Raw genomic sequence first — 11,237 nt, 5'->3', positions numbered from 1 at the left:
CAACGACTTAAGCATAATTAGGCCAGTGGCATGAGCTTTGCACTATTCTCGATCAGATTCACAGGCACCCTCCGGGGTGATGTGGGCGACTCGCGTCCCTATCGAAATGAGCTTGGGAATTCGAACGACAGACCAGAACAAAACGAATCAGGAAAGCAGGAAAGCAGGAAAGCAGGAAAGACAGAACAACGGTGTAACGGCATGAACCGAATCTTGAGTCGGAGCCTGGTTCAACTGGGATAGACATTAAAGAGCCAAAGGAATTTTACGACGCTAGGCGATCCAATGCAGGGTCTAAACACGAGTAGGAGTTCTCGTCAACTTAATAGACGCGGTACCGGAGAATGCAGCTGAAGCGAGAAATTGCTTTACAATTCCGCCGAGATAGAGTCTAGTGAGTGGATCGAGCTACTGTCGAATTCGATATGATTTATAGGAGAGCTAACAAAATGGAACTACGAGCGATTATCGCACTCTCGAGCGTCGCACTGCTGACATTGCTTTTCGCGCTCGTCTCTGGTGCAGGACCGACTACGTGTCTCGAAGATGCCGACGCTGATGGTATCTGCGATGATCCTGGGCCACTTTCCGACAACTGCACAGGGATCGCCAACCCCGGGCAGCGGGACGATGACGAAGATGGCTACGGCAACCTCTGTGACGAAGACGTGAATAACGACTGCGGCATTGGTGGTCCCGATCTGGCGGCCGTTTTCGCCAATACACTAGCAGCTGCACCGTGGGTTCCCAAAGCACTAGGTGCGTTTGACGTCAACGAAGACGGCGGGGTCGGCGGCGCAGACCTGGCCCAAACCTTTGCCCGAGCGCTGCAAGATCCTGGGCCTTCATCACGGACGTGTGCTGACTGCACAGCAGCGATTGGTACTGGAGTTTGTCCTTAAGGGTAATAAGGTTAATAGTGACGCAAGGGACTGATTTAATCTTTATTCAAGTGGGTGCTCGGCCCTGGTCGAGGACCACTACATGATATCGAAAAAAAAGCGGCTAGTTTGGTAGCTCAGATCCTGCTCAGGCAGATCGGTCACAGAACTGAAGCGACGAAAGTTTAAGTTTAAGTAAGAAACAAGACTTGCAGCAATTGAAATTGAATCCAATCTGGGAAAGACAATGATTAGAACAGGAGTTCAACTAGCAATGAACAAAGCACTCGCTCTGAGCGCCTTCGCGCTCATCATGGCGCTGCCGCTGGTCAGTTCAGGCTCGTCGATTACGAATACGTTTCTTTCGTCGAGCTCGGCTTCTGGCACCGCAAGTGATCTAGTAGCCGGTAACACGATCCAATTCGAGGTCACGCTCCAACTCAATGACGGTCAGATCTACACGACAGTCCTCTTCACCCTCAGTGGTGATACGCTAAATCCGGATGTCGTGGACGGCTCTGCCACTTTAGGAAACGGGTGGGGCAGCGCTGTCCACAACGTGACCGGATGGGTATGGCACTATGGCAATAACGACAAGGTGGATCTGGGCATGGACGGTCGGGAAAGCGTCGTAAATGGTGCCCTCGGCGACAATGTTGCAGGCCTCTTCGGCGCATTCGGCATTGAAACTAAGGCCGGCGACCCAAGGATTGGCGACGGCCTCGCATCGATGGTCGGTACCGTTACGATTACCATAAATGCGATCGGCACCTTTAAGGGTGGCGCATACCTTCACCCGACACTCGGGTTCTTCGGCAACGGCACCACTGAGGATATTGTCACCGTCAGCGGTGGCGACTACATAGTATTTCCGGAGCCAGGAACAGCAGTGCTCATGATGCTCGGCCTCATTGGGCTCGGTGTGAACGGTCGCTCCCACCGCAAGTAACTCTCCGCAACCACCGCGGAACGCACGCATTCATGCCGGCTGCTGCTGAGTGATGCAGTGGATTCCCCCGCCTCCGATCGCGATATTGCGAATGTCGATCTGCGCGATCCGACGACCCGGGAAGGCTTTCATGAGGATTACCCGAGCGCGTTCGTCGCCGGGGATCCCGTAGCGCGGCATCACGAGGCCGCCGTTGGCCAGGTAAAAATTGATATAGGAAATGCAGAAGGCATCGCCTTCCGGTTCGGCCTCCCAGGCGTCTTCCATCTCGACGATCTCGAGCGGTCTGCCCTTTGCGTCCACTGCCCCGCGGAGCGCGCGTCGGTTTTCCTCCAACACCTTCGCACGGGGCGATGACGGGTCGGTCTGCGCTTCGAGCAAGATGAGCCCCGGGCGCGCAAAACAAGCCAGGCCGTCGACGTGTCCGTCGGTGACGTCCCCCGGATCGAGTTCCCCCGGCAGCCAGATCACCTTCGAAGCGCCGAGTGCGTGACACAGTTCGCGCTCGGCTTCGCGCTTGGTCAGGCCCGGATTCCGGTTCGCATTGAGGATGCAGGATTCGGTGGTCAAGATCGTTCCCTCGCCATCGACATGGACAGCACCCCCTTCGAAGTGGAGAGACGAGCGATAGAGCGGCAGGCCCTGATTTGCGCACACGCGTTCTGCGATGCGCGCGTCCTGCTCGAACTGCTCGAACTTGCCCCCCCAGGCGTTGAACCTCCAGGCGGTCGCCGCGTGCGAACCGTCTTCGGCGTTCAGGAATGCGGGCCCGGTGTCGCGCATCCAGGCATCGTCAATTTCGAGGGGCAGGATTTGAACGGTGTCGCCGCAGAGCTTCCCCGCCTCGCGCGCCGCTTCGGGAGCCGCAAGCATCGTGACCGGCTCAAAGCAGGCGATCGTCCGCGCGACCTCCGCGTATGCCTTCTGGGTGTCGGGGAGCGTGTCGCCCCAGAGTTCCGCGTTGTGGGGCCAGGCCATCCAGCAACGCTCGTGCAGTTCCCACTCCGCAGGCATGTGGAACCCCGCTTCGAGCGGGGTCTGGGTCGTCAGGTCTTGGGTGCGCATGGGTTTCGAATATCCGATCTACCGTTCGGCCGGCGAATACGTTTGTTACGAGAGTGTAGATCGACCCAGGTCCAAAGTTCCACTGGCGCGGCGGTCGGCGGCGGGGGAATCTCTCCGAAATGTTGAATGAGAGAACCCGCCTGTGGAGCATCATCGCCTGTATCGCTTCGACCATGACCGTCAGCATCACGCTGGGAATTACCTGGCCGCTGCTGGCCATTGTCCTCGAACGCCAGGGCGTTCCCCCGTGGCTCAACGGCTTGAGCGCCTCCGCCCAGACGCTTGCCGTGCTCGCGGTGGTTCCCTTTGCGCCAAGGTTGATCGGCGCCTTCGGGATCGTCCGGATGGTCGCGATCGGCATTGCGATCACGGTGGCTTGTCTCGTTCTCCTGCCGCTGTTTCCGAATGTCTGGGCGTGGTTCCCGATCCGCTTTGCCCTGGGCTTCGGCGAAGAACTCGTGTTCATCTCCACCGATGTCTGGATCAATCAACTCGCCCGGGACAACACCCGGGGTCGACTGATCGGCACGTATGGAATGTTTCTGCTCGCCGGTTTTGCGATCGGCCCGATGACACTCATGACATTCGGCAGCGAAAACTGGACCGTGCTCTACATAGGAATCGCGGTCGTTCTGTTCGGATTGCTGCCACTGGTTGCCGCCCGGGGCACGACGCCTGCGATCGAGGGCGAGCCTCGCGCTCGTCTGCGCTACTACCTGCGCGTGGCCACGACGCTGATGGTGGCCGGACTCATGTTCGGGCTGATCAACAGTTCTGTGGAATCGCTGCTGACCGTATACGGCCTGGAGAAAGGACTGGACGAAGGATCGGCAACCTTCCTCCTGTTGCTGCTCGTGATCGGCTCGATCCTCGGGCAGCTTCCATCCGGCTGGCTCGCGGATCATTACGATCACGTTCACATCCTCGCCGCGAGTTGCGCCTTGACGCTGTTGAGCATGGCGATGTTGCCGCTGGCGATTGAATATCCCGCCTTGAAGTGGCCGGTCATGCTGACGCTGGGTGCGAGCATCGGTGCCTTTTACGTGGTCGCCATGACCATGATGGGGCAAAGGTATCGCGGCGCCGAGTTGATCGGCATCAACACCAGCTTCATATTCTTCTGGGGCATCGGCTCGGCGGCGGGTCCCGCGCTTTCGGGAAGCGCGATTACGCTGCTCGGCCCGGACGGAATGCCCGCGGTCGGTGTGGTCTTGTGCGTCGCATTCCTGACGGTGTGCGTGCGGCAGATCCGACGCGACAAGCAGGCAGAGAGCTGATCCAACCGCAGGCAAAGCTTCTGCTTCCTATCCTCACCCTCGCTGCACCCCGACCCAACGCCATGCACCGAGTGCTATGCATTTCCACTCCGGCATAAAACGCAGCGTGAGGAAGTACTGACATGAGCCGGTTTAAACGTGGATTGGTGTTTGGGCTGGCGACTCTCTTGCTGCTCGGATCCTTCTCCGTTGCAGCGATCGCAGCGGCCCAAACCCGGCGCGTGCCCGCCGAGTGGGAGCTTCAAGAAGCACTCTGGTTGCAATGGCCCGGCCCTTTCGAGAAGACCTACGAACCCGCCTTTGCAGAGATTTCAAACGTCGTGGTCCAGTACCAACCTCTCCACATTCTCTACGACACAAATTCCATTCGGAACAAGGCGCGCAATGCCATCACGGCCGCGGGGGGTGATCCCGATCACCCGAACATCATCTGGCAAGCCATTTCCAACGAAAATGCGTGGATGCGCGACAACGGACCGGTGTACGTGGTGGAAGACGGCGAGATGCGTATCCAGGATTGGATCTTCGACGCCTGGGGAGGCGCGTTCGGCGAGTTTCCCTACGCGGACGACGATGCCGTGCCTACGGAAGTAGGCGCCTATCTCGGCATGCCAGTGGATGCGGTCAACATTGTTCACGAGCGTGGCAATCTCGAATTCAACGGTGTCGATACCGTGATGTTGAATTGGAATGTGATTGGCAATCCGAATCGCGGTAACGGCTACGCGAACAAGGCCGCAGCCGAAGTCGACTTGATGAATTATTTCGGCGTGCAAAAGGTCATCTGGGCCGATGGACCGATCTCCGGTGATCTCACCGGCGGACATATCGACGGAATCGCCCGGTTCATCGATGCCAACCGCGTCGTGGTCGCCAACTGTACGCTCAACTCACACTGCCAGCCGGGCGACTCCGACGATCAGGTCTACGACGCAACGGCCCTTGCCGCGCAATCGGCCGGGTTCGAGGTTCTGCGGATGGATTTTCAAGCCGCCATATCCCATCAAGGGGTTACCTTCGACGCGGACTACATGAACTGGGGCGTGGGCAATGGCTGGGTAATCCTGGTGGGTTTCGACAACCCCGCCAGCGACAATGCGGCCAAAGCACAACTCGAGCAATGGTTCCCGAACCGCGATGTCTACGTGATCGAGATGCTCGACTCCTGGGTCGCCGGCGGAGGAGTGCACTGCCATACCAACGACCAACCTGCTCTGGTTGTGGCGCCCCCGGGCGTACCCTCTGCCAGCAAAAGTAGCCTGGTCGTACTGGCCTTCCTGCTTGTTTTCTCGGGCGGACTCTTCTCCGTCCAGCGGCGCCGAATCCAACACCGAGCTTGAACTCCGCTCCGCACGGCCCGGGCAAACCGGGAGACGATCAGGGAAATACGCCCCGGCGTCGCTTGGCTTCCTTGATTCGCTCGATTCCCCGCATCAAGGCGGCTGCCCGCAGCGTCATGTTCTTCTTTTCTGACAAAGCCTGGACGTCGCGGTAGGCGGACAACATCAGTTCGATCAGCCGGCGATTTACCTCTTCTTCGCTCCAGAAGAACTGCTGCAGACCCTGAACCCACTCGAAGTAGGAGACGGTGACGCCCCCGGCGTTCGAAAGAATATCGGGAACGACCACGATGCCCCGGTCCGCGAGGATGTCGTCGGCTTCGGTCGTAGTCGGGCCGTTTGCGCCTTCGACGACCATTTTGCAATTCAGCTTGGCCGCGTTCGCCTTGGTCAGCTGGTTCTGGATTGCCGCGGGGACCAGGATATCGCAGGGGAGTTCCAGCAGTTCCTGGTTGCTGACGAACTCCGCATCCGGGTAGTCCTCGAATCCCGAATGGTCTTTCAGCCAGGCGTCCACCGTGTTGAGATCGAGTCCTTTGGGATTGTAAATACCTCCGCTGATGCTCGACACGGCCACGACAAGGGCACCCAGGTCCGCCATCAACCGGGCGACGGTTCCGCCGACCTCTCCATAGCCCTGGACCACCACCGTAGCGCCCTGCAGCGAGAGCCCTGCGACTTCTCGGGCCGCCTTGGCGCAGGTCACGACGCCGCGTCCGGTGGCCTCCTTGCGGCCGTAGGAGCCGCCGATCTCGATGGGCTTGCCCGTCACGACACCGGGCACCGAATGCCCCACCTGTTGCGAATAGGTGTCCATGATCCACGCCATCACCTGCTGATCGGTACCGAGATCGGGGGCCAGGATGTCCCGGTCCGGGCCGATCACTTCGATGATCTCCGACGTGTAACGGCGGGTGATGCGTTGGAGTTCGTTGCTCGAAAGACCGTGCGTGTCGATGCGAACGCCGCCCTTGGCTCCGCCAAAGGGGAGATTCATCAACGCGCACTTCCACGACATCCACATGGCGAGCGCAGTCACTTCGCCCAGACTGACGTCCGGGTCGTAGCGAACCCCACCTTTTGTCGGACCCATCGTGAGGAGATGCTGAACGCGATAGCCGAACACGGTTTCGACAGTGTGGTAATCGTCGCGCCGGAAGGGAAAGGAGACGACGTAGGCTCGCTGCGGTGTCCGCAGTCGTTCCCAGATATTCGGGTCGAGGCCCATCATTTCCGCAGTGCGGTCCAGTTGGTCGACCGCGAGCCTGTACATCGGCGTGTCCCACTCGAGTGTGCGGCCCGACTGCTCGATGCGCGCCAACCTCGTCTCGTCGATATGATGTTCGTCCAAAAGATCTCCCTTCTTTCATCGACGCCGTTTGGCGGAGACGGCGCGAATCGAGGCGAGACTATAACTGACGGGATTTGATGGGGAAGTGCTGCTCGGAATCTTCGGGGCTGGAAAACGCTCCCTCCGCGAGCCCTTCACCCCAGGACGAGTCGAAGGGTAGAAACACCTGTTGGCGGGGCATTCAAGAGCATGGGGCGTTTGGGCTGCGCCCGATCAGATCTGGCGGCGGCGCTCGCGCTTCCGGTTCCAGGCCAGTCCGATCAGCCCGAACGAGAGCATCGAAAGGGTGCCGGGTTCCGGCGCCACGACAGCGCCGCTCCAGCTCGCGCTGTTTCCACCGCTGGCGCCCATGACCGCCACCACGGGAAGTGAGCCGAAGCCCTCGTAAATGGCTGTCACGGTCGAGTCGGCAATATTGACTCCTTCCACGCGGCCGTTGTTGTCGTCCACGTCGATGGTGAAGGCGAAGACCTCACCCGCGATGAAGTTGGCGGGTGCGAAGTTGATCGTGAGCACCGATGTGCCCGTGAGCACGTGGCCCGTGTATCCCGCGTCGTCGACCACAGCGAAATCGAAATTGGCGATGTCGAAGTCTACGGTCGAAAAGAAGGCGGTGGAGAGATCGATTACGAGCGATGTGATTGCGGCGCCGGACGTCAGATCATTCGTGATGGTAAAGGTGTCGGGCGTGGTATCTGGGTTTGTCGGATCGTCGAACGTGCCGTTGAAGAGCAGGGGAGTCGCTGCTGCCGGCAGCGCGAGTACGAGCGCGACGGCCGTGGTCAGGAACGAGAACCGAAGAAGGGACTGAATCGAACTCAACATGCTGAAATTCTCCGTGTTGCGCATCCAACGCGAGTAAGTTGTGGTTCTCAAAGTCTTTTCGGCCCGACACACGGTAGAGTTGAGGCGAATCGCCACCCTCTCACACTCGATCGGTTCAGCAGCACGCAACGCATCTGCAATTAAAAATACAAACCCGCGAAACACCTATAGAATTTGGCATCCAGGTAATTCGGGCCAGCTGCCGGGGTTTAGTCACGTGCTTCGGCTTAGCTCGGGACGCTGCCCTGCCGATATGAGGTCTCTCACGCAAATGACTAGAGAGTACAAATGGCAAAAATCCTACTGGTCGAGGATTCCCGCACAATGCGGAACCTTTGGGTCCGAGCACTTGGCGAGGCGGGCAATGACGTGCCTCAGGCTTGCGATGGGATCGAAGCCCTCTCCAAGTTGATGAAAGAAGGCTTCGACCTGGTGCTCACCGACATCAACATGCCCAACATGGACGGCATTTCCCTGATTCGCGCAATTCGTCGGGTCGACAAACTAAAGTCGCTGCCGGTTCTTGTCGTCGGCGTTGATCCCGGTGAAGAGACTCGGAAGAAAGCGATGACGATTGGCGCAACGGATTGGGTTCTCAAGCCGATCGATGCCGCCAAATTGGTCAGCGAAGTCGAGCGCGTCCTGGGCGAGGCAGACGCGCACTAGGCTCCTCGAGGAGACGAAAGAGGAGTTGGCTCTGCAAACCTCCCAGGAAAGCAGAAAAATCGGGTAGTCCAGGGATTGGGGAATTCCAGCGAGCGAGCTTCGCGGCGCCTTCTCTCACCGGGTGGGTCACTGTCCCGCCGGTCGGGCTCCGGGTTCGCGGTAGGGCTGGCCTTGTTCATAGAGGCTGAGCCGCTGCTGGATCATGGCCGCCAACGGTGTGGCGCCGGCCCGCTGTGTCAGTTCTACGGCTCGCTGTGCCGCTCGGACGGCTTCATCGAACTTCCCGGCGGAAGCATAGGCCGCAGCCAGGACATCCTGAGCGCGCGGGTTGTTGGGGCCCACCAGCTGAATCGCATGTTCTGCGTGTGTGATTGCCTCTGCGGTTTTGCGGACTTGATGGTCGGGATGCGTGGCCAGTGCCCAGGATAGCGGGAGTAAAGCGTCCACGCGGTCCGGGTTCAGCTGGAGAGCGTTTCTCAAGTGAGGCAGCGCTTCACGCACTTGTCCGCTCCGCGAAAGTGAAGCGCCCAGCGCCCGCTGGGCTTCCTCGGAGCGCGGCTGAATGCGGGCGGCCTCTCGGAAGTGGACCAGGGCTCTGTCGACCTGCCCCTTTCGTATCAGCGCATTGGCCAGATTGAAGTGACCGTAAAAGAACTCCGGTGAAATCCGAATTGCCATCTCATACAACCCGATGGCCTCGTCGCCTTGCACCAGCATCGCGAGGTTGTTCAGCACTTCATGGTTGTTCCAGTCGCCAGCCTTCAGTGCTTCGCGGTAGTGATGGATGGCGCGGTCGTTTTGACTTTGCGATTGCAGCAGCATGCCCACGTTCTGGTGCGCCTTGCTGTATTGGGGGTCAATCTCCAGGGCCCGCAGAAAGTGCGTCAGGGCAGTCGTTGGGTCCTGCTTGCGGACCAGAGCCATGCCTAACAGCGTGTGCGTCTCCGCGGACGCCTCGTCGACGGCCAGTGCCTCGCGACAAGTGCGGATCGCCGCGTCGGTATCCTCTTCCATGTAGGAACGTAGAGCCTGGGCGAAGAGGTCGTGTCCCTGAATTTGCTCGGTCCTCAGATCGCCGAGTTCGTGGACGCCCCAGAGCATCATTGCAATCAGCGGTGCAGTTCCAAGCACGACGGCGAGGCTCGAGCCAACCAAGGACTTCCAGAGACGTCGCTGATTTTGTCCGTTGCTCATGCTGGAACCGCTACTTGACCTGTCCCTTGCGCACCGACCAGACGAAGCCGTCGTACCAGAAGTGCATGATGGAGACGACAATCATCACACACAACATCGTGTGTTTGTCCAACTGCAAAACTGGCACGGTGGTCCAGACGCCGTAACCCATGGCGACGAACATAAATAGCGCCAGAGCCACAAATGACCCCGCCGGCAGTTTACCCACGCCAAACAAAGAGGTGATGTTCTTCTTCTCAATGAACCATACGATGAAGAAGTACTGGATGGCGTGGAAGAAGTTCATGACGAAGTAGCCGCTACCCAGCGGGCTGAACCCCCAGCAGATGATGGACACCACTGCCAGGATCGTCAGCAGTGCGACCTTTTGGTAGGAGACCTGGTAGCCGCGCTGAGCCAGTCGCCAATACGCTCCCACGTAGAAGAGACAGAAGGGGATGCCGATCAACACGGTCGCCCATGACATCATGCTGCGGGTGGCGTCGTCTGGGCGCCAGGTAAAAAAGGCCTGAGCGACCGAGGGGCTGTTCTGAAGAATCGGGTCGGCGCCGGCCAAGTGCAGCATCAGTGTGGTTCCGCCGAGAACGGGGCCCACGTAGATGATCAAGTTCAGCCAATAGTCCAGGCGCCGACCGACCAGCGGGGCATTGCCCCGCTTCATGTCGTAGATGCGGCCGATCCCGAACGTCTGCAGGGCCGAGTGATAGACATCCCACCAAATCGCCAGCACAGCCACCGCTGCCAGGGCGATCTGTGAGAGGTAGGTCAGCATGAACAGCGCCAGCGGTACCAGGGTGAAGCGGTACTTGTGCAACCGAAAGATGTCGGGGTTGGCGTGGGTGCGGAAGAAGACGATGAACAAGTGACCAAAGATGATCACGTGGATGAACGAATCGGTCAGAGTCGTTTTGCTCAGGACCGAATCAACCGTGTCCAGTGGGTGGTTGAGAATCGGGACCGAGCTGAACCCCAGAAAAACCAGCACCGCCAGCAGCGGCGATCCGATCAAGAAGATCGAGTCTGTGATGGGTCCGGAGAGATATCCGGACTGGGGCTGTTCGCTCGTTTGGGCCATGGCAACGGAAGGGTCTGACTGCTCTCCTGCAAGGAATCGATGGATATGCCCATCGCGTCGAGATTTTAGCCTCGATGCCGCGCAGGAGGTAGGGGGGGGAGCAGGGGAACAAGGGTGCAACCTACCGGCAACAAAAGAGAAACTCGGGTCGGAATCGAGTTCTTCCGGGTGGTGAAAGTGGTGGGGGGGGGGCGGGGCTTCTCGGTAGACCGTGTCGCGGCACACGCTGTCATTCATTTACTTTTAGACTACTAGTTAAGACGCTTTGATCAGTCACGGATGTGAAGGATCAAGTAATTGCCCCCATGGACGGAAGCGGCCCGTGTCCCAGGAATTCGATTTCATTGTTGTAGGCGGCGGATCCGCCGGAGCCGTTGTCGCGGCACGGCTGAGCGAAGACCCTACCTGTCACGTTGCATTGGTGGAAGCCGGCGGTCGACCGCCGGAGCACGAGTTGATGCCCGTTGCTTGCGGGGACCTGCAACTCGATCCCGAAACCGATTGGATGTACACGGCTGATCCGGGCAAGGCTGGCCTTGGGTTGATCGATCGCAGAATGCCTGTACCCAGGGGCAAGATGCTGGGCGGATCGTCGGGGATCAACTACATGGCTT

Annotated in this window: 11 protein-coding genes; 6 read left to right on the top strand and 5 right to left on the bottom strand. The window is 59.2% G+C overall.

Going from position 1 to position 11,237, the window contains the following annotated elements; genetic code table 11:
• Positions 1-449: 449 nt before the first annotated feature.
• Together IH881_18740 and IH881_18735 are read left to right on the top strand one after the other, a co-directional pair.
• On the top strand, positions 450-902 hold the full coding sequence (locus tag IH881_18740) for a hypothetical protein (protein ID MCH7869738.1): 453 nt from the start codon (positions 450-452) through the stop codon (positions 900-902).
• A gap of 253 nt (positions 903-1,155) precedes the next feature.
• Positions 1,156-1,830 carry a hypothetical protein gene (locus IH881_18735; GenBank protein MCH7869737.1) on the top strand — a complete coding sequence of 225 codons (675 nt, stop codon included), beginning with the start codon at positions 1,156-1,158 and terminating at the stop codon, positions 1,828-1,830.
• 30 nt (positions 1,831-1,860) lie between these two features.
• Here IH881_18735 and IH881_18730 read toward each other — a convergent pair whose 3' ends face one another.
• Entirely contained in the window at positions 1,861-2,844 is a 984-nt protein-coding gene (locus tag IH881_18730) for an agmatine deiminase family protein (protein MCH7869736.1), read from the bottom strand.
• A gap of 170 nt (positions 2,845-3,014) precedes the next feature.
• Here IH881_18730 and IH881_18725 point away from each other — a divergent pair, with 170 nt between their 5' ends.
• Positions 3,015-4,172: an MFS transporter gene (locus IH881_18725; GenBank protein ID MCH7869735.1), complete on the top strand. Its 1,158-nt coding sequence runs from the start codon at positions 3,015-3,017 to the stop codon at positions 4,170-4,172.
• Between the two features lie 122 nt (positions 4,173-4,294).
• Entirely contained in the window at positions 4,295-5,512 is a 1,218-nt protein-coding gene (locus IH881_18720; GenBank protein MCH7869734.1) for an agmatine deiminase family protein, read from the top strand.
• A 37-nt stretch (positions 5,513-5,549) separates the two neighbouring features.
• Here the strand turns inward: IH881_18720 and IH881_18715 are convergent, their stop codons facing one another.
• Entirely contained in the window at positions 5,550-6,785 is a 1,236-nt protein-coding gene (locus IH881_18715) for a Glu/Leu/Phe/Val dehydrogenase (GenBank protein ID MCH7869733.1), read from the bottom strand.
• Between the two features lie 291 nt (positions 6,786-7,076).
• Positions 7,077-7,688, bottom strand: a complete 612-nt coding sequence (locus IH881_18710; GenBank protein ID MCH7869732.1) for a PEP-CTERM sorting domain-containing protein — start codon at positions 7,686-7,688, stop codon at positions 7,077-7,079.
• A gap of 288 nt (positions 7,689-7,976) precedes the next feature.
• Between IH881_18710 and IH881_18705 the strand changes: the two genes are divergently transcribed.
• The gene (locus IH881_18705) at positions 7,977-8,354 is read left to right on the top strand and encodes a response regulator (GenBank protein ID MCH7869731.1); all 378 of its coding nucleotides are present in this window, start codon (positions 7,977-7,979) and stop codon (positions 8,352-8,354) included.
• A gap of 126 nt (positions 8,355-8,480) precedes the next feature.
• Here the strand turns inward: IH881_18705 and IH881_18700 are convergent, their stop codons facing one another.
• Positions 8,481-9,548 (bottom strand): tetratricopeptide repeat protein, encoded by a 1,068-nt coding sequence (locus IH881_18700; protein MCH7869730.1) that lies wholly within the window; start codon positions 9,546-9,548, stop codon positions 8,481-8,483.
• A 10-nt stretch (positions 9,549-9,558) separates the two neighbouring features.
• Positions 9,559-10,623, bottom strand: a complete 1,065-nt coding sequence (locus IH881_18695) for a hypothetical protein (GenBank protein ID MCH7869729.1) — start codon at positions 10,621-10,623, stop codon at positions 9,559-9,561.
• Between the two features lie 322 nt (positions 10,624-10,945).
• Between IH881_18695 and IH881_18690 the strand changes: the two genes are divergently transcribed.
• Positions 10,946-11,237 (top strand): GMC family oxidoreductase N-terminal domain-containing protein (locus IH881_18690; GenBank protein MCH7869728.1); only part of this gene is annotated, 292 nt, incomplete at its 3' end.

Source organism: Myxococcales bacterium, assembly GCA_022563535.1.
Lineage (GTDB): Bacteria > Myxococcota_A > UBA9160 > UBA9160 > UBA4427 > DUBZ01.
The sequence above is the reverse complement of the archived record's forward strand: the minus strand, read 5'-3'. Positions and strand labels throughout refer to the sequence as shown.

Coding starts and splice junctions, on each gene's coding strand:
- IH881_18710 (MCH7869732.1), bottom strand. CDS start 7,688: ATGTTGAGTTCGATTCAGTCCCTTCTTCGGTTCTCGTTCCTGACCACG.
- IH881_18695 (MCH7869729.1), bottom strand. CDS start 10,623: ATGGCCCAAACGAGCGAACAGCCCCAGTCCGGATATCTCTCCGGACCC.
- IH881_18720 (MCH7869734.1), top strand. CDS start 4,295: ATGAGCCGGTTTAAACGTGGATTGGTGTTTGGGCTGGCGACTCTCTTG.
- IH881_18735 (MCH7869737.1), top strand. CDS start 1,156: ATGAACAAAGCACTCGCTCTGAGCGCCTTCGCGCTCATCATGGCGCTG.
- IH881_18730 (MCH7869736.1), bottom strand. CDS start 2,844: ATGCCTGCGGAGTGGGAACTGCACGAGCGTTGCTGGATGGCCTGGCCC.
- IH881_18715 (MCH7869733.1), bottom strand. CDS start 6,785: ATGTACAGGCTCGCGGTCGACCAACTGGACCGCACTGCGGAAATGATG.
- IH881_18740 (MCH7869738.1), top strand. CDS start 450: ATGGAACTACGAGCGATTATCGCACTCTCGAGCGTCGCACTGCTGACA.
- IH881_18725 (MCH7869735.1), top strand. CDS start 3,015: ATGTTGAATGAGAGAACCCGCCTGTGGAGCATCATCGCCTGTATCGCT.
- IH881_18700 (MCH7869730.1), bottom strand. CDS start 9,548: ATGAGCAACGGACAAAATCAGCGACGTCTCTGGAAGTCCTTGGTTGGC.
- IH881_18705 (MCH7869731.1), top strand. CDS start 7,977: ATGGCAAAAATCCTACTGGTCGAGGATTCCCGCACAATGCGGAACCTT.